20 protein-coding genes are annotated in these 21,825 nt (G+C 70.6%); 10 read left to right on the top strand and 10 right to left on the bottom strand.

Annotation, left to right across the window (positions count from 1 at the left end; genetic code table 11):
- Positions 1–13: 13 nt before the first annotated feature.
- The 3 genes from ACA089_RS10295 to ACA089_RS10285 all read right to left on the bottom strand — a co-directional run bounded on the left by ACA089_RS10295 (position 14) and on the right by ACA089_RS10285 (position 2,433).
- Positions 14–703 carry an ABC transporter ATP-binding protein gene (locus ACA089_RS10295; RefSeq protein WP_372016488.1) on the bottom strand — a complete coding sequence of 230 codons (690 nt, stop codon included), beginning with the start codon at positions 701–703 and terminating at the stop codon, positions 14–16.
- Positions 704–833: 130 nt separating this feature from the next.
- Complete coding sequence (locus tag ACA089_RS10290) at positions 834–1,127, bottom strand: hypothetical protein (RefSeq protein WP_372016486.1); 294 nt, start codon at positions 1,125–1,127, stop codon at positions 834–836.
- Between the two features lie 43 nt (positions 1,128–1,170).
- A complete protein-coding gene (locus ACA089_RS10285; RefSeq protein WP_372016485.1) occupies positions 1,171–2,433 on the bottom strand; it encodes an efflux RND transporter periplasmic adaptor subunit in 1,263 nt (420 codons plus the stop codon).
- A gap of 283 nt (positions 2,434–2,716) precedes the next feature.
- Between ACA089_RS10285 and ACA089_RS10280 the strand changes: the two genes are divergently transcribed.
- The 5 genes from ACA089_RS10280 to ACA089_RS10260 all read left to right on the top strand — a co-directional run bounded on the left by ACA089_RS10280 (position 2,717) and on the right by ACA089_RS10260 (position 8,226).
- Positions 2,717–3,658, top strand: a complete 942-nt coding sequence (locus ACA089_RS10280; RefSeq protein ID WP_372016483.1) for an ABC transporter ATP-binding protein — start codon at positions 2,717–2,719, stop codon at positions 3,656–3,658.
- Positions 3,658–4,422 carry an ABC transporter permease gene (locus ACA089_RS10275; RefSeq protein ID WP_372016482.1) on the top strand — a complete coding sequence of 255 codons (765 nt, stop codon included), beginning with the start codon at positions 3,658–3,660 and terminating at the stop codon, positions 4,420–4,422. Before ACA089_RS10280 ends, ACA089_RS10275 begins: the two co-directional genes overlap by 1 nt.
- A gap of 30 nt (positions 4,423–4,452) precedes the next feature.
- The gene (locus ACA089_RS10270) at positions 4,453–5,640 is read left to right on the top strand and encodes a sensor histidine kinase (protein WP_372016480.1); all 1,188 of its coding nucleotides are present in this window, start codon (positions 4,453–4,455) and stop codon (positions 5,638–5,640) included.
- Between the two features lie 126 nt (positions 5,641–5,766).
- Complete coding sequence (locus tag ACA089_RS10265) at positions 5,767–6,369, top strand: response regulator transcription factor (RefSeq protein ID WP_372016478.1); 603 nt, start codon at positions 5,767–5,769, stop codon at positions 6,367–6,369.
- A 156-nt stretch (positions 6,370–6,525) separates the two neighbouring features.
- On the top strand, positions 6,526–8,226 hold the full coding sequence (locus tag ACA089_RS10260; RefSeq protein WP_372016476.1) for a diguanylate cyclase: 1,701 nt from the start codon (positions 6,526–6,528) through the stop codon (positions 8,224–8,226).
- 48 nt (positions 8,227–8,274) lie between these two features.
- On the opposite strand, the gene ACA089_RS10255 is transcribed toward ACA089_RS10260, so the two are convergent.
- The 7 genes from ACA089_RS10255 to ACA089_RS10225 all read right to left on the bottom strand — a co-directional run bounded on the left by ACA089_RS10255 (position 8,275) and on the right by ACA089_RS10225 (position 14,607).
- On the bottom strand, positions 8,275–9,660 hold the full coding sequence (locus ACA089_RS10255; protein WP_372016474.1) for a leucyl aminopeptidase family protein: 1,386 nt from the start codon (positions 9,658–9,660) through the stop codon (positions 8,275–8,277).
- Entirely contained in the window at positions 9,657–10,397 is a 741-nt protein-coding gene (locus tag ACA089_RS10250) for an HAD family hydrolase (RefSeq protein WP_372016473.1), read from the bottom strand. Before ACA089_RS10250 ends, ACA089_RS10255 begins: the two co-directional genes overlap by 4 nt.
- A gap of 47 nt (positions 10,398–10,444) precedes the next feature.
- Positions 10,445–11,557 (bottom strand): AI-2E family transporter, encoded by a 1,113-nt coding sequence (locus ACA089_RS10245; RefSeq protein ID WP_372016471.1) that lies wholly within the window; start codon positions 11,555–11,557, stop codon positions 10,445–10,447.
- Positions 11,558–11,612: 55 nt separating this feature from the next.
- On the bottom strand, positions 11,613–12,071 hold the full coding sequence (locus ACA089_RS10240) for a protein sip-5 (RefSeq protein ID WP_372016469.1): 459 nt from the start codon (positions 12,069–12,071) through the stop codon (positions 11,613–11,615).
- Positions 12,068–12,646 (bottom strand): phage holin family protein, encoded by a 579-nt coding sequence (locus ACA089_RS10235; RefSeq protein WP_372016467.1) that lies wholly within the window; start codon positions 12,644–12,646, stop codon positions 12,068–12,070. The genes ACA089_RS10240 and ACA089_RS10235 overlap by 4 nt, the downstream gene beginning before the upstream one ends.
- A gap of 16 nt (positions 12,647–12,662) precedes the next feature.
- The gene (locus tag ACA089_RS10230; protein WP_372016465.1) at positions 12,663–13,022 is read right to left on the bottom strand and encodes a hypothetical protein; all 360 of its coding nucleotides are present in this window, start codon (positions 13,020–13,022) and stop codon (positions 12,663–12,665) included.
- Positions 13,023–13,149: 127 nt separating this feature from the next.
- Positions 13,150–14,607 (bottom strand): Do family serine endopeptidase, encoded by a 1,458-nt coding sequence (locus tag ACA089_RS10225; RefSeq protein WP_372016463.1) that lies wholly within the window; start codon positions 14,605–14,607, stop codon positions 13,150–13,152.
- 503 nt (positions 14,608–15,110) lie between these two features.
- Here ACA089_RS10225 and ACA089_RS10220 point away from each other — a divergent pair.
- The 5 genes from ACA089_RS10220 to ACA089_RS10200 all read left to right on the top strand — a co-directional run bounded on the left by ACA089_RS10220 (position 15,111) and on the right by ACA089_RS10200 (position 21,813).
- The gene (locus ACA089_RS10220; protein WP_372016461.1) at positions 15,111–17,267 is read left to right on the top strand and encodes an adenosylcobalamin-dependent ribonucleoside-diphosphate reductase; all 2,157 of its coding nucleotides are present in this window, start codon (positions 15,111–15,113) and stop codon (positions 17,265–17,267) included.
- A gap of 140 nt (positions 17,268–17,407) precedes the next feature.
- Positions 17,408–18,106, top strand: a complete 699-nt coding sequence (locus ACA089_RS10215) for a hypothetical protein (protein WP_372016459.1) — start codon at positions 17,408–17,410, stop codon at positions 18,104–18,106.
- 90 nt (positions 18,107–18,196) lie between these two features.
- Entirely contained in the window at positions 18,197–18,982 is a 786-nt protein-coding gene (locus ACA089_RS10210; RefSeq protein WP_372016457.1) for a TSCPD domain-containing protein, read from the top strand.
- Positions 18,983–19,093: 111 nt separating this feature from the next.
- Positions 19,094–20,662, top strand: coding sequence for a TIGR04141 family sporadically distributed protein (locus ACA089_RS10205; protein ID WP_372016456.1), 1,569 nt, complete (start codon positions 19,094–19,096; stop codon positions 20,660–20,662).
- A 209-nt stretch (positions 20,663–20,871) separates the two neighbouring features.
- A complete protein-coding gene (locus tag ACA089_RS10200; protein ID WP_372016454.1) occupies positions 20,872–21,813 on the top strand; it encodes a hypothetical protein in 942 nt (313 codons plus the stop codon).
- The last annotated feature ends 12 nt before the right edge of the window (positions 21,814–21,825 follow it).

The following is a 21,825-nucleotide window of genomic DNA, read 5'->3' as shown; positions in this document are numbered from 1 at the left end:
CGGTGTCCTCCGGTCAGTGCGCGGCAGGCGCGTCGGCCAGCTCGCCCTTGTCCAGGTGGATGGTGTGGGTCGCGTACTCGGCGGCCTTCGGGTCGTGGGTGACCATGATGATGGTCTTGCCGTGCTCCCGGTTGAGCATGCGCAGCAGGTCCAGGATCTCCTCGGCCGAATGCCGGTCCAGGTCGCCCGTGGGCTCGTCGCAGATCAGGAAGGTCGGGTCGGAGACGATCGCGCGGGCGATCGCCACGCGCTGCTGCTGGCCGCCGGACAGCTCGTTGGGGCGATGGCTGCGGCGGTCGGCCAGGCCGACCAGGGTCAGCGCGATCTGCGCCCGGCGCGCGCGGTCGGCCGCGCCGAGCTTGGTCAGCAGCAGCGGCAGCTCGACGTTCTTCTGCGCGGTCAGCATCGGCATCAGGTTGTAGAACTGGAACACGAAGCCGACGTGGTGGCTGCGCCAGGTCGACAGCTGCCCGGCCGAGAGCCGGTCGATGCGCTCGCCTTCGATCTCGATCTCGCCGCCGCTGGGCGTGTCCAGCCCGCCGATCAGGTTCAGCAGGGTGGTCTTGCCCGAACCCGACGGGCCCATCAGCGCGACGAAGTCGCCGCGCGGGATGTCGAGGTCGATGCCATGCAGCACCTGCACCTTCTCGGGGCCGCGCTGGTAGGTCTTGGTGATGTTGCGGAGGGTGACCAGGGTGGACATGCGCAATTCCTCGGGTGGTCGGCCGTGCGGCCGCGTGGCGTGTTGCGATTGGATGGGGCGGTTTCGACGGGATCTGTTCGGGCGGATCGGTTCGACGGGCCTGCTTCGAAGCGGGGGCGGGACGGCCGGATCAACCGGCGGGCGCCAGCATCCACAACGCGCTGAGCAGCATCAGCGCCAGCACCCCCGTGCCGATCAGCAGGCGCAGGGCCAGGGCGATGCCGCTGCGCGTGCGCGCCGCCAGGCCGCTGGCCGGCGCCGGTTCCGGCTCGGTCGCGGCGGCGACGACGAAGCCGCGCGCCATCACCCCGGCCAGGATCATGACCAGCGCCACCGGGAACGGCAGCCGCAGGTACCACGAGGCCACCGCGGCCAGCGCCAGGCCGACCAGGGCGAGTACCAGCAGGTTGGGAATCCGTTCCATGGCGCGCGGGTCCGGGCGGTGGGTCGGTGGTGTCCGGGGAAGATCAGGGCTGGGCGCCGGCGACGCGGATGCGGTCGCCATCGGCCAGGGTGTCGGGCGCATCGACGACCACGGTCTCGCCCGCGGTCAGGCCGGACAGGACCTGGCGGTCGCTGCCCATGGCGATGCCGGGCTTGACCGCGCGCTGCTCGACCGCGTCCTCGTCGCCGACCACGAAGGCCACGTCGGCGCCATCGCGCTGCACGATCGCCGCCGCCGGCACGCGCACGCCCTGCGGCTTCTGTTCGCCCTGCTGCGGCGCCTCCTGTCCAGGGGCACGATCGAGGAAGCTGACCCGCACGCCCATGTCCGGGACGATGCGCGGGTCCTTCTCCTTGAGCGCCACGCGCACCTTGACCGTGGCCTTGCCGCGGTCGGCGGCGGGGATGATCGCGATCACCTCGCCGGGGATGCGCCAGTCCGGATAGGCGGTGAGCACCACTTCCAGCGGCATCTTCGGCTGCACCCGGCCGATGTAGGACTCGCCCACCTCGACCTCCACCTCCAGCGACTCCATGTCGACGATGGTGCCGATGCCGGTGCGGGTGAAGCCGCCGGTGGCCAGCGGCGAGACGATCTCGCCCGGCTGCGCCGCCTTGGCGGTCACGATCCCGGCGAACGGCGCGCGGACGATGGTGTTGTCCACGCCCTGGTCGGCGATGCGCAGCTGGTCGCCGGCGACCTGGGCGTTGCGCTGGGCGGTGGCCAGCTGCGCGCGCAGGGCGTCGCGCTGGGCGATGGCCTGGTCGTACTGCGCGCGCGAGACCAGCTGCTCGCCGACCAGCTGGGAGAGGCGGCGCGCATTGGACTCGGCGTCCACCAGCTGCGCGCGCACGCTGTCGGCCTGGCTCTTCGAGGCCGCGACCTGCGAGGCGGCCAGCGTGCGCTGCGCATCGGCGTCGATCGGGTCCAGCCGCGCCAGCACCTGGCCTTCCTCCACGCGCATGCCTTCCTCGATCAGCACTTCCTTGACCCGGCCGGTGACCTTGGCCGAGACCGTGGCCATGCGCCGCGCCACGACATAGCCGCTGGCGTCGAGCACCGAGGCGCTCGCGCCGCCGCCGGCGGAGATCGCCACCACCGGCGCGGTGCGCACCTCCACGGCCTTGTCGCCGCCGAACACCATCCAGGCGGCACCCGCCGCGATCACCACGGCGGCGGCCACGCCCAGGCCGATCCACAGCCCGCGCCGCGACGGCGGCGGCGTGGACGGCGCGCGGCCGCGCTCGAGCTTCAGTTCCTTGAGCAGTTCAGCGGAAGCGTTCATTGCGTTCTCTGAGGGATCCCGTTCCAGTGTCCGCGGCAAGGGTACACGGCGGCCAGTTGCCGGAAGTCACTTTCTGGCGGACGGCCCGGCGCATGCGATGGAATACGTCCATGCCATGACGGACAGGGCGGCCGCGGATCGACAGGCCGCCACGCCACGCATGGTGGCGGCCCGGCGCCTGCGGGCGTAGTGACAGCTGTCATGCGCCTGGCGTGCGCGGCGTGACTGCCGCGACGCGCGGCGGCGGCGGACACTGGCCGCGACTCCACAGACCGGCACCGCGATGGACACCGCCTCCCACCCGCCGCTGGCGCGCCTGCACCAGGCCAGCAAGCAGTACGGCCGCACCCGCGCCCTGGACGCGCTGGACCTTGAGCTGCGCGCCGGCCAGGTGCTGGCGCTGCTCGGGCCCAACGGGGCCGGCAAGACCACCGCGATCGGCCTGCTGCTGGGCCTGCATGCGCCCGATGCCGGGCGTGCCGAACTGTTCGGCCTGCCGCCCTCGTCGCTGGCCGCGCGCCGCCGCACCGGGGTGATCCTGCAGACCGCCGGCATCCCCGACACGCTCGCGGTGCGCGAGCTGGTGGACCTGGCCCGCAGCTACTACCCGCACCCGCGCCCGCTGGACGAATGCCTCGCCGTGGCCGGGCTGCAGGACGTGGGGCGGCGCCGCTACGGCCAGCTGTCCGGCGGCCAGCAGCGGCGCGTGCAGTTCGCGATGGCGCTGTGCGGGCGGCCGCAGCTGCTGTTCCTCGACGAACCGACCACCGGCCTGGACATCGAGGCGCGGCAGGCGCTGTGGCGGGCGATCCGGGCGCTGTCCGCCCAAGGCTGCGCGGTGCTGCTCACCACCCACTACCTGGAGGAGGCCGAGGCGCTGGCCGACCGGGTGATGGTGATCGACCACGGCCGGCTGCTCGCGCAGGGCAGCGTCGAGGAGATGCGCGCGCGCGTGGCGCAGCGTCGCATCGGCTGCGCATCCTCGCTCACGCCCGAGCGGGTCGCCGGCTGGCCGGGCGTGCAGGAAGCGCGCGTGTCGGCCGACGGGCGCCTGGAGATCGTCGCCGCGCAGGCCGAGCCGGTGGTGCGCCGCCTGCTCGACGAGGATCCCGCGCTGTCGGGACTGGAGGTGCGCCGCGCCGGCCTGGCCGACGCCTTCCTGGCGCTGACCGGCCCGTCCGCCGCCCCCTCCCACACCCCCCTGGCCGAACAGGAGGCCGCCTGATGGACGCCACCAGCCCCGCCGCGGCCACCCCGTCCTGGAACGCCTACCTGCAGGAAGCGCGCTACGAGTTCGTGCGCCTGTGGCGCTCGCCCTCGTTCTCGCTGCCGGTGCTGCTGTTCCCGCCGGTCTTCTACCTGCTGTTCGGCGAGGTCTTCGGTGGCAACCGCTCGCCCGAGGCGGCCCGCTTCCTGCTCGCCGGCTACAGCGTGTTCGGGATCATGGGCGTGGCCCTGTTCGGCTTCGGCGTGACCGTGGCCCTGGACCGCGAGCAGGGCCTGCTGGTGCTCAAGCGCGCCCAGCCGATGCCGCCCGGCGCCTACCTGCTGGCCAAGGTCGCCATGGCGATGCTGTTCTCGGCGATCGTGGTGCTGCTGCTGGCGGTGCTCGGCGCGACCGTCGCCGGCGTGCGGATGGCGCCGGCGCACTGGCTCGCGCTGGCCGCGACCTGCCTGCTGGGCGTGCTGCCGTTCAGCGCGATCGGCCTGTGGCTGGGCACCCTGGTCGGCGGCCGCGGCGCGCCGGCGCTGGTCAACCTGGTGTACCTGCCGATGGCGTTCCTGTCGGGGCTGTTCATCCCGCTGTCGATGCTGCCCGCGCCGCTGGCGTCGATCGCGCCGCTGTGGCCGGCGTACCATCTGGCCCGGCTCGCGCACCTGCAGGCCGGCGCCGCCGCCGGGGTCGTGCCGTGGCGGCACGTGGGCGTGCTGCTGGCGGTGGCGGCGGTGTTCTTCCTGCTCGCGCGGCGGCGGCTGGCGCGTGCCTGAGCGTGCGGCCCGATGAAGGAGAATCCCGCGATGTCCGCAGCGATGCCCGCCTGGATCCGCCCCGCCCCCGACTCGGTGATGGCGCACAGCGTGCGCCGCGGCCAGCCGTACTGGGCCGAACTCATCCACCTGCTGTGGACGATCTGGGTGTTCGTGGTGCCGATGTTCACCCCGCAGGGCTACGACGCACGCTGGTGGGTGCTGACCGCGCTGTCCTATCCGCTGTTCGCCGCGCTCTACGTCGGCACGCTGATGCTGCCGGCGCGCTGGGTCCCCGCCTGCGCGGCGGCCATGCTGGTGCTGTGCCTGGCCCTGCTGCCCTGGTACCCGTCGGGGATGAGCTACTTCGTCTTCGGCTGCGTGATGCTCGGCGCGCACCGCTGGCGCCGGCTCTGGCATTACGTGGCGGTGCTGGCGGTGGCCAACGTGGTGCTGCTGGGCTGGGCGCGGACGCTGGGCTATCCGTGGGCGTCGATGGCCTGGATGCCGGTGACCACGCTGGTGGTGGCGGTGCTGGTCCACTTCGAGCGCATGCGCCACCTCAAGGACGCCGCGCTGCGGCTGTCGCAGGACGAGGTCCGGCGCCTGGCCGCCACCGCCGAGCGCGAGCGCATCGGCCGCGACCTGCACGACCTGCTCGGCCACACCCTGTCGCTGGTGGCGCTGAAGGCCGACCTCGCCGGCCGCCTGCTGCCGCGCGACCCGGCCGCGGCCCAGCGCGAGATCGAGGAGCTGGGCCAGGTCGCGCGCGATGCGCTGGGCCAGGTGCGGCGCGCGGTCACCGGGATCCGCGCCGCGGCGCTGGCGGCCGAGCTCGCCGCCGCGCGGGTGCTGCTGGAAGGCGAGGGCATCGCGCTCGACGTGCAGGTGCCCGAGGCGGCGCTGCCGCCGGAGCAGGAAACCGTGCTGGCGCTTTGCCTGCGCGAGGCGGTGACCAACGTGCACCGCCATGCCCGCGCCAGCCGGGTCCGGGTCGCGCTGGCCGGGGATGCGCGGCAGTGGCGGCTGTCCGTGGAGGACGACGGCCGTGGCGGTGCGATCCGTCCGGGCAACGGCCTGGACGGCATGCGCGAGCGGCTGCAGGTGCTCGGCGGCAGCCTGCGCATCGAGCCGGCGCCGGTGCGTGGCACGCGCCTGGTCGCCGAGCTGCCGCACTGGCGTGCCGGCGCGGAGGCGCGCGCGGTCCCCGCCGGGGATGCCGGCACCGACACGCCCTAGCCCGCCTTCGCGGCGATGCCCGCCGGCGATGCGCGCCCCGCGCGCGTCGCCATTGCCGCGGTGGCCGCTGTGGCCGGTGCCGCGCTTTTGCTAACGTCGCGCCATGCCCGTACTGCGCCCCCGCCGATGATCCGCGTGCTCCTGGCCGAAGACCAGGCGATGGTCCGCGGCGCGCTGGCCGCGCTGCTCGGGATGGAACCGGACATCGAGGTCGCCGGCGCCGTGGCCGACGGCGAGAGCGCCTGGCGCGAGGTGCAGCGGCTGCAGCCGGACGTGCTGGTCACCGACATCGAGATGCCCGGCCTCACCGGCCTGGAGCTGGCCCAGCGCATCCAGCGCCACGGGCTGGCGGTGAAGGTCGTGATCGTCACCACCTTCGCCCGCGCCGGCTTCCTGCGCCGCGCGCTGGACGCCGGCGTGGTCGGCTACCTGCTCAAGGACGCGCCGGCCGAACGGCTGGCCGAGGCGCTGCGCAAGGTCCGCCACGGCGGCCGCGCGATCGACCCGGAACTGGCGCTGGAGGCCTGGGGCGAAGCCGATCCGCTCAACGAACGCGAGCGCCAGGTGCTGCGCCTGGCCGGCGAGGGCAGCACCTCGGCCGAGATCGCCGCCCGCCTCAACCTGTCCCAGGGCACCGTGCGCAACTACCTGTCCGAGGCGATCGGCAAGCTCGGCGCCGGCAACCGTATCGAGGCGGCGCGGATGGCCCGGCAGAAGGGCTGGCTCTAGCGGCGCCGGTGCGCCGCGTCGCCCGCGCGATGCCGCCGGCCCATCGACGCCGGGTGCGGGCGGGACCACGCGGCCCCCGGGCCGGCCCCTGCCACCGCCGGGGTACGGCGCTTGCATGGGGCTTTCCTTCCGCGCCCGTTCGCGCACACTGTCGCCATGCCCCGCCGCCTGCGCCTCGCCAACCGGATCGGACTGCCCGTCGCCGCGCTGATCTTCGCGGCCATCGGCGTCGGCGTGCTGATGGGCGCGCAGCGCTTCATCGCCGATGCCGAGCAGGTGGCGCACACCAACGAAGTGATCGCCAGCGTCGATGCGGTGGAGGCGCGCCTGCGCGATGCCGAGGCGGCGCAGCGCGGCTATCTGCTCACCGGCGACGTCGACTACCTGGCCATCTACCGGGTCAACCGCGAGCAGGCCGGCCCGCTGCTGGAGCGGCTCGCCGGCCTGGTCGGCGACAACCCGCAGCAGCGGGCCCGGGTCCGGACCCTGCGCGCGCTCAGCGACCGCCGCATCGACCAGATCGAGGCCAACCTCGAGCGTTACCGGACCGGCGGGCTGGCCGCCGCGCAGGGCGGGATCGACCGCGACGTGCTCGAGGTGTCCTCGGCCATCCGCAGCCAGGCCCAGCAGCTGCTGGAGCGCGAGTACGAGCTGCTGGCCGAGCGCGACCGCTCCAGCCGGCGCAGCGCCGACGTGCTGCGCGCGCTGGCGTTGCTGGGCATCCCGTTCGGGCTGGCGGTGGTCGGCGTGGTCTACGGGATGCTGGTGCGGGAGATCCGCCGCCGCGGGCGGGCCGAGCGCGCCGGCGCCGAGGCCAACCTGCGCCTGAGCGAATCGGTGGCGCAGCTGGAGCGGCACACCGCCGACCTGGCCGAGCTCAACCGCTATGGCGGCCTGCTGCAGAACTGCCTCACGGCCGAGGAAGCGGTCGCGCTGACCACCCAGCTGCTGTCGCGGCTGCTGCCCGGCACCGGCGGCACCCTGTACCGGATCCGCGCCTCGCAGGACTACGCCGAGGAGCTGGCGCACTGGGGCGAGCATGTCGCCGCCAGCGCCGCGCTGCTGCCGCCGGAGCACTGCTGGGCGCTGCGCCGCGGCCAGCCGCACCTGCTGCGCGCGCATGGCGAGACCCTGCGTTGCGCCCACGTCGAGCCGCCGGCGATCGAAGTCGAGCTCAACACCGCCTGCATCCCGCTGGTCGCGCAGGGCCAGCAGCTCGGTTTCCTGTACCTGTCGGCGGACTCGCCGGCGATGCTGGCGCGGATGGACCTGGTGCAGGCCGCGACCGAGCAGCTGTCGATGGCCCTGCACAACCTAGCGCTGCAGGAGCGCCTGCGGATCCAGTCGATCCGCGACCCGCTCACCGGCCTGTTCAACCGCCGCTACCTGGAGGAGTCGCTGGCCCGGGAACTGGCGCGCTGCGAACGCCGCGCGCTGCCGCTGAGCCTGATGATGCTGGACCTGGACCACTTCAAGGCGTTCAACGACCTGCACGGCCACCCCGGCGGCGACGCGCTGCTGGCCGGCTTCGGCCAGCTGGTCAGGGCCAGCGCGCGCGGCGAGGACATCGCCTGCCGCTACGGCGGCGAGGAGTTCACCCTGATCCTGCCCGAGACCACGCTCGAGCAGGCCGGCCGCCGCGCGGCGGAGATCGGCGCGGCGGTGCGGGCGATGCGGGTGGAGCACCTGGGCAGCGAACTGCCCGGGGTCACGGTGTCGATCGGCATCGCCGCGTTCGAGGGAACCGGGGATACCGCCGAGCTGCTGATGCGGCGCGCCGACCGCGCGCTGTACCAGGCCAAGCGCCGCGGCCGTGACCGCTTCGAGCTCGCGGCGGGCACCCTGGTCGAAGGCTGACGCGGCCCGTCCCGGCGCCGCGCGCGCACGCCTGCGCGGGGCCGCGGCTCAGCCGCCGTAGCGCGCCTTGAGCATCGCCCAGGCCGCGCGCAGGCCCAGCGCCTCGCCGCCGGCGGGACGGCCGGGGCGGCTGCTGTCGTTCCAGGCGTAGGTGTCCAGGTGCGCCCACGCGGTGCCGGCGGGCACGAAGCGTTCCAGGTACAGCGCGGCGGTGACCGCGCCGGCCATGCGCGAACCGGCGTTGGCCAGGTCGGCGATATTGCTGGTCAGGTAGCGCAGGTACGGGCGCCACAGCGGCATGCGCCAGACCGGGTCGCGGGCCTGCTCGCCGCCTGCGATCCACGCCGCGGCCAGCGCGTCGTCGTTGGCGAACAGCGCCGGCAGGTCCGGGCCCAGCGCGATGCGCGCCGCGCCGGTGAGCGTGGCGAAGTCCAGCACCACGTCCGGCTTCTGCTCGCCGGCGTAGGCCAGCGCGTCGCACAGGATCACCCGGCCCTCGGCGTCGGTGTTGTCGATCTCGACGCTGACCCCGGCACGGGTGGCGATGACCTCGCCCGGGCGGAACGCGTCCGGGCCGATCGCGTTCTCCACCGCCGGCACCAGCAGGGTCATCCGCACCGGCAACCGGCGCGCCATCACCAGCGCGGCCAGCGCCAGCGCGTGCGCGGCGCCGCCCATGTCCTTCTTCATGTTGCGCATGCCGTCGGCCGGCTTGATGTCCAGGCCGCCGGTGTCGAAGCACACGCCCTTGCCGACCAGCACCACGTGCGGGCGGGCGCCGCTGTCCGGGCCGTCGAAGCCCCAGCGCAGTTCCACCAGCCGCGGCGCGCGGTGCGAGGCGCGGCCGACCGCATGGATCGCCGGGAAGTTCTGCGCCAGCAGCGCATCGCCGGTGGTCACTTCGACCTTCGCCCCGTGTTCGGCGGCCAGTTCGCGGGCGATGTCCTCCAGGTGCTGCGGCCCCATGTCCTGGGTCGGCGTGTTGACCCAGTCGCGCACGCGCACGGTCGCCAGCAGCAGGTCCAGCGCTTCCTCGTCGAGCTGCGCCAGGCGCAGCCGCGCCGGCGCGCGCGGCGGGGTCTTGTAGCGGTCGAAGCGGTAGCTGCCCAGGCCCCAGCCCAGCTGCAGCGCGGCCTGCTGCGCGGGCGGCAGGTCCGTCGCCGGCGCCCAGGCCCCGGGCGGCAGCAGGCCCGGCGCATGCGCGTAGCTGCAGGGATCGAGCGGGTCGCCGATCCCGACCACCGCGCCGAGCACGCCGTCCTGGCCGGGCAGCAGCGCCATCGCGCCGGGCACCGGCTGGAAACCCTGGGCGTCGAGCCAGCCGGTCACCGCCGCCGGCTGGGCGGCGCGCCAGCCGGCGTATCCGTCGCGTTCGAGCAGGTGCAGCGCCAGGGCGGTGCCGGTCGCGTCGGCGTAGTGGGACAGGTGGTTCATGCGGCGTGGCCTCGCATCGGTGTGCGCGCGGCGTCGTGTCCGCCGGCGTTCGCGTCCAGCCAGTCGGCCAGCGCGGTGAGGGTGGTGAACTGCAGGTCGGGCACGATCTCGGCGTGCTCCCAGGTGCGGTCTTCGCGGTTGATCCAGCAGCTGCGCAGGCCGGCGCGCGCGGCCCCGGCCACGTCCATCTCGATGTGGTCGCCCACGTGCAGGACCTCGCCGTGGCCGCAGCCCAGCCGCGCGCAGGCGGCGTGGAAGATGCTGGCCTCCGGCTTGGCCGCGCCGTGTTCGCGCGCGCCGAGCTGGAACGCGAACAGGTGGGCGATGCCGACCCGCTGCAGGTCGGCGTTGCCGTTGCTCAGCGCCGCCACCGGCACCCGCGCGGCGATCCGCGCCAGTGCATCGAGCGCGTCGGGGTAGTACTCGACCTGGTTGCGGGCGGCGTAGAACGCCTCGTACGCCGGCTCGAGCAGGTCCAGCGACGCGCCGCTGGCCTCCAGCGCCTCGCGCAGGGTCAGCCGGCGCAGCGCCGACAGGTCGTGGTGCAGGTGGGGGTTGTCGCGGAACGAACGCTCGCGCAGTTCGCGCATCGCCGCCACCGGGTACATGGCGGCGGTGGCCGGGCTGTGCTCGAGCATCCAGTCGTGCAGCACCTGGTCGATGCGCGCGCCGATCGGCGCGAACGGCCACAGGGTGTCGTCGAGGTCGAGGGTGATGGCGCGGACGCTGAAGCTCACCGGCGCATTCTAGCGCGGCGGCGGGCCGCCGGCCCCGCGGCGGGGACTCACTCCAGCAACCGCGCCCAGCCGCCCATGCCCTCGATCTGGGCCAGCACCAGCTTCACGCAGACCAGCAGCGGCACCGCCAGCAGCAGGCCGACCAGGCCCCACAGCCAGCCGAACAGCATCAGCGCCAGGATCAGCACCAGCGGCGACAGCGCCATCCGCCGCCCCAGGACGATGGGGGTGATGATCTGCCCCTCGAGCGTGTGCAGCAGCAGGTACAGCGCCGCCGGCAGCAGCGAGTGCCAGGTGTCGTCGAAGGCGATGAAGCCGACCAGCAGCATCATGCACATGCCGATCAGCGGGCCGACGTAGGGCGCGTAGTTGAGCAGCATCACCATCGTGCCCCACAGCAGCGCCTCCTGCGCCGGGAATTTCAGCAGGTACAGGATCCCGGCGAAGGCCAGGCCGACCACCGCGTTGATCACGCTGATGGTCAGCACGTAGCGCGAGACCTCGCGCTCGATCCCGTGCAGGATCTCCACCGTGAACTTCTTCTGCTGGCGCCCGGGCAGCAGCGCGATCGCGTTGCGCTGCAGGTTCTCGCCATAGACCATGAAGAAGAACGTCAGCAGCACCACCGCCAGCACCGAGGCCGCCAGGCGCGGGGTGCGGGTTAGCACCGCGTAGGGGTCGTCGACCCGGGTGCGGACCACCTCGACCTTGCGGTTGGTCTCGCCGGCGGCGGCGCGGGCCATGTCCTCGGCGATGCGGTTGGCCTCGTGCACCGGGCGGGTCAGGTCCTGCAGCTGGCGGCCGAGCTTGCGCGCCTCGCGCGGGGCCTGCTCGGCCCACTCGGTGGCCGGGGCGGCCAGCTGCACGCCCAGCGCGCCGGCGCCGGCCAGGCCGGCCACCAGCACCAGCAGCGCGGCCAGGAAGCGCGGCACGTACAGCCGCCGCAGGCCGCGGATCAGCGGGTTGCCGATCAGGGCGAAGAACGCCGCCAGCAGCACCGGCAGCACCACTTCCTGGGCGGCCCACAGGGTGTAGCCGACCGCCAGGGTGGCCAGCACCACGACCGCGGCGGAGGCGCGCGGCCGGTGCGGCGGCAGCGCGTCGGCCGGCGCGGGCGCGGTGGCGTGGGGATCGGCGTCGGTCGGGGGCAGGGCGGACATGCGGGTCGGCCGCATCACCGCGGCCAGGCCCGGCGACGCAAGGAGGGAGGGGAGGTCAGCGTTCGGAAAGGTCGGTGGCCGCTTCGGCCGGCGCCGGCGCGTGCACGCGCGCTGCGCGGTCGGCCGCCTGCGAGGGCGGCACCACGTCGGCCGCGGCCACGGTCGGCTGGCCGGTGGCGTCGGCCACGTTCTGGTTGGCCGCGGCCGCTTCCTGCGCGGCGACGTCGGCCGAGGCGGTCGCGTCCTCGGAGGCCGCGGCCGCGCGCAGCGAGGCGAGCAGGCTGGAGACCGTGCCCAGCATCTGCAGCCAGCGGGTGCCGCCGACCTTGGACAGCGGCTCGGCGCGGCCGACCAGGAACCCCGCCAGCAGCCCGGCCACCACGATCCGTCCCGGCGACCAGCCGCGCCGCCAGGCGTCGGCGAACCGGTAGCGGTGCGACTGGGCGCGGTCCATGCACGATTCCACCCGCCGCTCGGCGCGCTCGACCCGCTGCCGCAGCAGCTCGAACCTCATGGCTGCGGGCCCTGCGAAGGCGTGGCGGCATTGGTGACCGAAGCGGCCACCGCGTCGGCGCGCGGGGCGCCCGGCGCGTTGCCGGTGCCGGGCCCGTCGTCGGGACTGCCGTCGTCCTCGCCATCCTCGTCGAACAGGCCCATGCGGCTGAGCTGCCGCCGGGTGGCGTGCAGGCCCATGTAGTCGAAGAAGCGCGAGGTGCGCCATGCGGCCACCGCGGTGATGGCCAGGTTGAACAGCGCGGCGATGCTCAGCGAGGACAGCCACGACAGGCCGAAGCGCTGCATCAGCGCGACGCCCGCGGCGGTGGCCAGCAGCCAGGCCGAGGCGCCGAACACGATCGCCACCCCGGCCCATGCGATCCCCCGGCCGAGCGCGCTGCGCGCGAGGGCCAGGTCGGCGGACACCAGCGCGCGCAGCGAGCGCAGCGCATCGCGGGTGGCGCCGAGCGAGGCCTTGCCCGACTCGACGACCGCACGCAGGCTCTCGTCCAGCGGCGGCGGTGCGCCCGCGTGTCCGCCGGGGCCCGGCACGTCACCCGGGCGTGCGTCGCCGGAGCGCTCCCCTTCGCTCATCGCCGCGGCGACCCGCTCAGCGGTCGCGGCGGGCGAGCGCGGCGACCAGCCAGCCGGCGGCGAAGGCGACGCCGAACGAGGCCAGCGGGCGCTCGCGGATCAGCTCGGCGGCGCTGTCGATCAGGTCGCGGCCCTTGTCCATCAGCGCGTCCATCTGCTCGCGCGCGGCGTCGCCGCCGAGCTCGGCCGCGGCCAGGCCCGACAGCGCGCTGTCGGCCAGTTCGGCCTTGACGTTGGCCCGGCCCAGGCGCAGCTCGTCGCCGGCGGCGCTGGTCGCGCCGCGCAGCGCCTCGCCGGCGGCGCCGGCGGCGGCCTTCAGGTGCGAACCGGCTTCGGCCAGGTTGTCCTTCATGTTCTCGGTGGAGGTCGGGCTCATCGTGGATCTCCTGTTTGCCTGTGGGGCTGCTTGTGGAGGGGACGACGCCGCAGGCGGCGCGACGTGGGCCATGGAAGCACGGGCCCGGTGTAGGCCCTGTTACGGAGCCGCGCGCCGATGCACCGGTTCAGCGCATCGGCAGCCTGCCCTGCACGTTACCGCGGGTGACCAGCAGGACCAACTGCGGCGGCGACTGCGCCAGGCTCGAGCGCAGCGCGGCCAGGTCGTCCACCGGCCCGGCGCTGGTGGCGCTGATCACGTCGCCGCGGCGCAGGCCGTTCTGCGCGGCGCGGCTGCCGGACTGCACCTCCTCGACCAGCACGCCGCGGCCGCGCGCCTGGCGCTGCGCCTCGGGCAGCTCGGCCAGGCGCGCGCCGGCCAGGCGCGGATCGACCGAGGCGCCGTCCAGCGCGCGCGGCTGCTCGCGCAGGGTCGCCTCCAGCGACAGCGTGCGGCCGTCGCGCAGCACCTGCAGCGGCACCTTCGCCCCGACCGGCTGCAGGCCCTCGAAGTTGTGCAGCGCCAGCGGGTCGGCGATGCGCTGGCCGCCGGCGCTGGTGATCACGTCGCCCGGCCTGACCCCCGCCGCGGCCGCGCCCGAGCCGGCGTAGACCTGGGTCACCAGCGCGCCCTGCTGGTCCTCGGCCAGGCCCAGGCTGCGCGCCAGCCGCGCGTCCAGCGGCTGCGCGTCCACGCCCAGGGTGCCGCGCCGCACCTCGCCGGTGGTCACCAGCTGGTGGACCACGTCGCGCGCCAGGTTGGACGGGATCGCCAGGCCCAGGCCGATGTTGCCGGCCATGCTGCCGCGCGGGTTGAGGCTGGCGGTGTTGATGCCCACCAGCTCGCCGCGCAGGTTGACCAGCGCGCCGCCGGAGTTGCCCGGGTTGATCGAGGCGTCGGTCTGGATGAAGTTCTGGTAGCCCAGCCCGCGGATGCCGCTGCGGCCCACCGCCGAGACGATGCCGGAGGTCACGGTCTGGTTGAGCCCGAACGGGTTGCCGATCGCCACCACGTAGTCGCCCACCTGCAGCCGGCCGCTGTCGCCCAGCGGCAGGCCGGACAGGTTCTCGGCCGGGATCCGGATCAGGGCCACGTCGGTGTCGGCGTCCGAACCGAGGAACTCGGCCTTGAGCGTGCGCCCGTCGGCCAGGGTCACCGAGACGTCGTCGGCGCCCTCGATCACGTGGTGGTTGGTCAGCACGTAGCCGCGCTGGGCGTCGATGATCACGCCCGAACCCAGCGACTCGTTGATCCGCTCCTGCGGCACCTGCGGGAACAGGCGGCGGAAGAACGGGTCGTCGAAGAACGGGTTGCGCACCGCCACCCGCTGCTTGGTGTGGACGCTGACCACCGCCGGCATCACCCGCTGCAGCATCGGCGCCAGCGAGGGCATGGCCTGGCCGTCGACCGCCGAGGGCAGGCTGGCCGCGGCGGCGGCCGGCAGCACCGCCGGGACCGGGGCCGGGGCAGGGGCCGCCGGCGCGGCCTGGGCGCGGTTGTCGAGCAGCTCGTTCATCGCCGTGGCGGCGAAGCCGCCGAACGCGGCGGCGGCGGTCAGGGTGATCAGCAGCGGGACGCGACGCATCGGACCGGATTCCTCGCAGGGAGTAGGGACGGATCGGGCGCCCGGCGGTGTCCGCGCGGGCCCTGATCATGAACCTGAACGAGTCTGCTGGGGCGGAATTTAACGGCCGGTGAAGTCGCGCCAGCGGCCGTGCGCGCGGTCATGCCGAGGCCGGCCGGCGGTGGCGCGAGGACAGCGTGCGCCGCGTCACGCAAGTGGTTGACAGTGCCCGGGACGGGGGGTAGCTTGACCGCCTGTTGCGCCACAAGATGTTGCGGTGCGACGGAATCCAGGCCCAAGCGATGGTGGTTCGATGAACACGCCTCGCCTAGCCCAATCGCCGGGGGGTGGCGAGCGGATGCGGCAGCAAAACACGGTCGAAAACGGGCTTCGGGCCCGCCACGACACCAACGTCTGATCCGGCGAGCGGCGCGCACCCACGCGACCCGCCGGCTGTGCCGTCCCCGTTCCGTCCGTCCCCCCGGGCAATGAGATCCAGCTGCGGTAAAGGAGAAACCAACAGCATGAGCACGGTGCGCCTCGAAGTGGTCCAGGACAACACCAAGACGAGCGGCGAAATCCCGCTGCAACCCGCCTCCCAGGACATCTGGGACAAGAAGTACCGCCTGAAGACCAAGCAGGGCGCGCCGCTGGATGCGGACATCGACGGCACCTACCAGCGCGTGGCCCGCGCCCTGGCCGACGCCGAGGATTCCGACGAGAAGCGCGCCTACTGGTACGAGCGCTTCGTCTGGGCGCTTCGCCGCGGCGCGATCCCGGCCGGCCGCATCACCTCCAACGCCGGCGCGCAGGAACACAAGCCGGCCACCAGCACGATCAACTGCACCGTGTCCGGCACCATCACCGACTCGATGGACGGCATCCTGGAGAAGGTCCACGAGGCCGGCCTGACCCTGAAGGCCGGCTGCGGCATCGGCTACGAGTTCAGCACGCTGCGCCCGCGCGGCGCGTTCGTCGCCGGCGCCGGCGCCTACACCTCCGGCCCGATGTCCTTCATGGATATCTACGACAAGATGTGCTTCACCGTCTCCAGCGCCGGCGGCCGCCGTGGCGCGCAGATGGGCACCTTCGACGTGTCGCACCCGGACGTGAAGGACTTCATCCGCGCCAAGCGCGAGGACGGGCGCCTGCGCCAGTTCAACCTCTCGCTGCTGATCACCGACGGCTTCATGAAGGCCGTGGCCGACGACGCCGACTGGCCGCTGGTGTTCCCGGTCAGCCGCAAGGAAGAAGGCGACGTCGACCTGGCCGACGCCAGCGCCGTGGTCTGGCGCGACTGGCCGACCCACGAGAACTACATCACCCGCGACGACGGCCTGGTGGCCTGCAAGGTGTACGGGCACATCCGCGCCCGCCACCTGTGGGACATGATCATGGTCTCCACCTACGACTACGCCGAGCCGGGCTTCATCCTGATCGACAAGGTCAACGAGATGAACAACAACTGGTGGTGCGAGAACATCCGCGCCACCAACCCGTGCGGCGAGCAGCCGCTGCCGCCGTACGGCGCCTGCCTGCTCGGCTCGGTCAACCTGACCACGTTCGTGCGCGACGCCTTCACCGACAAGGCGCGCTTCGACTGGGAGGAATACAAGGAAGTCGTGCGCGTGTTCACCCGCATGCTCGACAACGTGGTCGAGGTCAACGGCCTGCCGTTGCAGCAGCAGCGCGACGAGATCATGCGCAAGCGCCGCCACGGCATGGGCTTCCTCGGCCTGGGCAGCACCCTGACCATGCTGAAGATGAAGTACGGCTCGCCCGAGAGCCTGGTGTTCACCGAGCAGGTCGCGCGCGACATGGCGGTGGCCGGCTGGGAAGTGGGCCTGTCGCTGGCGCTGGAGAAGGGCCCGGCGCCGATCATGGAGGAGCGCTTCACCGTCACCGCGCAGATGCTGCGCCAGCGCCCGGAAATGGCGAAGGACGGCTGGCGCGTGGGCCAGGAGATCGAGGGCAAGGTGCTGCACGCGCGCTACAGCCGCTACATGCAGCGCATCGCCTCGGTGGCGCCTGAGCTGGTGGACGAGCTGGCCGAGGTCGGTTCGCGCTTCACCCACCACAGCTCGATCGCCCCGACCGGCACCATCTCGCTGTCGCTGGCCAACAACGCCTCCAACGGCATCGAGCCCTCGTTCGCGCACCACTACAGCCGCAATGTGATCCGCGAGGGCAAGAAGTCCAAGGAGAAGGTGGACGTCTACAGCTACGAACTGCTGGCCTACCGCCACCTGGTCAACGCCAAGGCGATGCCGTTCGCCGACAACGCCGAGGCGCAGCTGCCGGAGTACTTCATCGCCGCCGACGACATCTCCCCCAAGGAGCACGTCGACGTCCAGGCCGCCGCGCAGAAGTGGGTGGACAGCTCGATCTCCAAGACCGCGAACGTCCCGACGGACTACCCGTACGAGGAGTTCAAGGACATCTACCGCTACGCCTACGAGCAGGGCCTCAAGGGCTGCACCACGTTCCGCTTCAACCCGGCCGCCTTCCAGGGCGTGCTGGTCAAGGAGAAGGACCTGGAGAACACCACCTACCGCTTCGAGCTGGAGGACGGCTCGATCCTGGAGGTGAAGGGCAACGAGGAGATCGAGTACGACGGCGAGACCCACACCGCCGCCAACCTCTTCGACGCGCTCAAGGAAGGCTACTACGGCAAGTTCTGACGCTTGCCAGGTCGCGGCGCGCGCTGTTCCGGGCGCCCGCCGCGACTGCTCCACCGCGGTATGGCGCCCGGAAACCAGCTGAAGTTGTCCCGCACCCACGCATACCACATAAGAGCAGAGCGCCCCCAGGAGGGCTCCCCATGAGCAATGGCAATGGTGTGACGGCGACCCTTTCCGAGGCCGCCGAGACCGTGAAAGAGAAAGTGGCCGAAGTCGGCCAGGCGATCAGCACCGGCGCCACCGGCGCGGTCGCCAGCGCCGGCACCGCGGTGAAGCAGGCCCGCAAGGCCGCGACCAAGCGCGTGGCCAAGGCGACCAAGGCGGTGAAGAAGGAAACCGCCAAGGTCAGCAAGGCGGTCAAGAAGGAAACGGCCAAGGTGAAGAAGGCCGTGACCAAGACCATGTCCAAGGCGAAGAAGAAGCTGACCGCCGCCAAGGACGCCGCCACCGCCGAGGCCGACGCCCTGCGCAAGAAGCTGGGCAAGAAGAAGCCGGCGAAGAAGGCGGCTGCCAAGAAGACCGCTGCCAAGAAGACCGCTGCCAAGAAGACCGCAAAGACCCCGCAAAAGGGGGCCAAGGCGGCTCCGAAGAAGGTGGCCAAGAAGGCACCGGCGAAGAAGGCCGCCGCCAAGAAGGCAGTGAAGAAGGCACCGGCGAAGAAGGCCGCGACCAAGAAGGCCGTGAAGAAGGCGCCAGCCAGGAAGGCGGCCGCCAAGACCCCGCAAAAGGGGGCCAAGGTCCCGGCCAAGAAGGCGATGAAGAAGGCCGCCCCGAAGAAGGCCGCCACCAAGCGCGCTCCGGCCAGGAAAGCCCCGGCCAAGAAGGCCGCGAAGAAGTAAGCATCCAACGCAACACGTCCCTCCCCGCCTCGGGGAGGGACGGCGGCGGCGTCTCCGCCGCTCCCACGCACGCACAACAGGACACGCAAGATGGCCGTCAAGATCGACAAGAAAATCAAGGGTTACGCCGTCGTCACCGCCGAGGAGAAGGCGCGCGAAGCCGCGCCGCCGGTGGTCGCCGCGCCGGTCGATCGCGCCACCGTCCAGGCCGAGGCGGCCAAGGACAACATCATCCACATGCACGAGCGCATCGAGCGCCCGGAAGTGCTGATCGGCAGCACCTACAAGATCAAGTCGCCGATGGTCGAGCACGCCATGTACGTGACCATCAACGACATCGTCCTCAACGCCGGCACCGAGCACGAGCTGCGCCGCCCGTTCGAGGTGTTCATCAACTCCAAGTCGATGGACCACTTCCAGTGGATCGTCGGCCTGACCCGCATCATGTCGGCCGTGTTCCGCAAGGGCGGCGACGTCACCTTCCTGGTGGAGGAGATGAAGGCCGTGTTCGACCCGCGCGGCGGCTACTTCAAGGCCGGCGGCGTGTACATGCCCTCGCTGGTGGCCGAGATCGGCGCCGTGGTCGAGGAGCACATGAAGTCCATCGGCCTGATCCACGACCCGGAGATGAGCGCCCACCAGAAGGCCCTGATCGCCGAGAAGCGCAAGCAGTTCGAAGAGCGCTCAAAAAAAAACAGTGACGTGATCGCGGCGCCGGCCGCCGCGAGCGCCGGCACCGAAGACATCGCCGTCACCGGCGACGGCACCAGCTTCCCGCCCAGCGCCACCATGTGCCACAAGTGCAGCACCAAGGCGCTGGTGATCATGGACGGGTGCGCGACTTGCTTGAATTGTGGGTATAGCAAGTGCGGGTGAGGCCAGGCGAATAAATCTGAAAAAAATGGGCCAGATCTAGAAACGGATCTGGCCCATTTTGCTTTTCATGGCGGGTCAAGAATGCAGTCAAACCTTCGATGGAGGTGAGGCATGGATCGCTTGTATCTGAACGTATTTCTGGTCAAGCCGGGACTCAAGGCTCAGGCGGCCGTGAACGCAAAGGGTCTTAGTAAGTCGATGGATCTGCCCGTCACTGACGGGCAGACCGCAAAGCTCCATTACGGCCTCAGTAAAGGGACGCCTGATTGGTTCACAGCTCTCGCCGCACAAGCGGTTGGAGGTGTGAGCAAGAAACCTGAAACAAGTTCGCTGTCAGGGGTTGTAATCATCCCCCTTGGAAAGAGCCACTTCATCGTGACCTTCGGTCATGCTTGGCAGCGGGTCGATCGTGCGATGGTCGAGCCGAACTTCGGCGTCCGTTGCGTTCTCAACCTTGCGGAGCGCAACAAGCTAAAAAGTATAAAGCGCGACCGTATCGCAGATGACTTTATTCAGGCGATTGAGCAGATACCGGACGCGGATGACATTTACAGATTTGATATTGATACGGACAAAGATTTGCTGACTGGAGTCAAGGCGCGCGTCAAGGAGTCAGAGGACTTTGGTCTACAAGTCTCTGGTTCTGATTCATTCAAAGGGTCGATCGATTTATCGAAAGAGACAATTGGCGGATATCTGACCAGATGCGGTGCGCTGCATAAGAAGACTTCGTATCAGAAGAATTTCCGGTGGGTCGACAATGTTGTTCCAGTTCGGGATGATTCATTGATTGGGCAGCTTGAGCTTCAACTAGCTGCATTGGTTGCCGCAAACAGCGCCGATATAAGCTTATGTATCCCCGACCTTCTTTCTTGGGACGACTACGACCTCTTCAGCTATAAGACGAAAAGGGGTGGTCATTCGCCAGTCGCTTACGAGCTGTCGACAAGTGCCTGGCGTGCATTTGCGATTTCAGAGGGCAAGATCATCGATGCGGATGCCCTGCGGAATAGCTCTGTCTATGCGTATCAGCAGGCAAGCAAAGATCTTAAGAAAAAGTGGTCTGTACTTCAGTGTCTGCATGGATCTGTGAGTTATAAGAAACGAACCTATCTCGCGCATGGGGGTAGGTGGTTTCAGATTGAGCAGAGCTTTGTTGCAGAGATTGATGCAAAAGTTGCTGCGCTAACAATATCGAAGCTCGTGCTTCCTCCGCTACAATCCCTTACGGAAACGGAGGGTGTCTACAACGCTCGGGTAGCTGGGGCGTCGAATGGAAAGATTGTTCTTTTGGATAAGAAGAACATTCAGCACGGCGGGGGAAGGAGCCGTATTGAGGTTTGCGACCTTCTCACTGATTCTGGCGAGCTTGTGTGCGTTAAGCCTTGGGGTGGTGGGTCAGCTTCGCTCAGTCATCTCTTCCAGCAGGCTCAGGTGGCTTGCAGACTGATCAGTGAAGATGGCGGATTTAATGCCAAGGTCTTGGCTAAGTTGCCGGCTTCTCATCGCTCGGTATGGGCCAAAGCGAGCGCAAACACCGGCGGCGCTTCAGTTGTTCTTGCAGTCTTGAGGTCACCTCATCCGACGAAGTTGCCATTCTTTGCTCGCCTTTCGCTTTCGATGTGCGTTACGGCTCTTGCCCGCATGCGATTTCAGCCCTCATATCTGATGGTGACCTAAGCGAAGCAGGGGTCAGAGTGGAAGGAGCGGGGCAGGTTCACTTCTGAAAGTGTGAGAACAGGGGCGTCATCATGCGGACTTGGGTATCTCTCTGCCTTCTTCTTGTTGCTTGCGACGCTTCGGCGCACAAGCTCGCAACTCAATCCACGCCTGACGAGCGCCGACTGGCTGGCATCACGTCCGGGACCTGGGCGTCGGCCGAGCGCCTGATGGCGCAGTGGTCCCTGGAGGCGTTTACCGAGCCAGTGCACGAAGAGATCACCAACCGGCTCTACGGCTGCAACGGTGATGCGTGCGCCGGCAGCGAGGCCACGACCGCCCCCGCGACCGTGCTGGCGGGTGTCCGCTGGAACGACGATCCACCCTTCCGGTTGCTGTCCGGCCAGTCCAAGAGTTCCAGCTGCAATACGCGCGAGACGGTGCGGTTCGAGACCCAGCCGCGTTGCTGGGTCAACCTGTTCCTGGATGCGAAGGCAGGTGCGGCCGCCGGCAAGCAGTACGGCCAGGGCGACGCGATGCTGTATCGCTCGCACTTCGGCGACCTGCAGTACCTGCACGCGATGGCCGCTGCCGATGGCGAGCTTGCTTCGCAGACCAAAGCCAATCTGATGGGCTGGTTCGAGTTCGCCTGGCGCGCAGCCCTAGGCGAATACACGCTGGAAACCCGGCTCAAGGACATCGGGAATCCGACCATCCAGGCCGCCTTTGGCCGGTCCGAGTGGCGCCTGATGGATCTCTATACGCTGGGTGCCAGTGGTGGCCTGCGGCGAGATGTTGACGACGTCGCCTTCGGTTCGCTGCTGCACGCCGTGCAGGACAGCTTCGCTGGTGGTCACGTGCATCGGGAGGAGGCCAGCGGGATGCGCGAGTGCACCCTGGCTGGGTCAAGCGTCTCGGCGCCTGGCAACGTCCTCGAGTTCCATTCCTACAACGGCCAGGACCACAGCCTGCACGCCGATGCGGATTCGCGTGCCGCATTCATGCGCGGCTTCCAGGAAGAGGGGAACGTGGTCGACGTCGGGCGTCTGCTGGTGCGCGCCCGCGTGCAGAAGCTGGAATGGGAAGTCGTCGCCCCGTACTTCGATTGCATTTTCACGCTGCAGCGCCCGGAGGCGCCGGCGACCGCAGGTGACTTCGTAGCCGGACGATGAGTGACTGAAACT

The organism is Pseudoxanthomonas fibrivorans, assembly GCF_041464125.1.
Classification (GTDB): domain Bacteria; phylum Pseudomonadota; class Gammaproteobacteria; order Xanthomonadales; family Xanthomonadaceae; genus Pseudoxanthomonas.
This window is presented reverse-complemented; position numbering and strand designations above follow the sequence as displayed.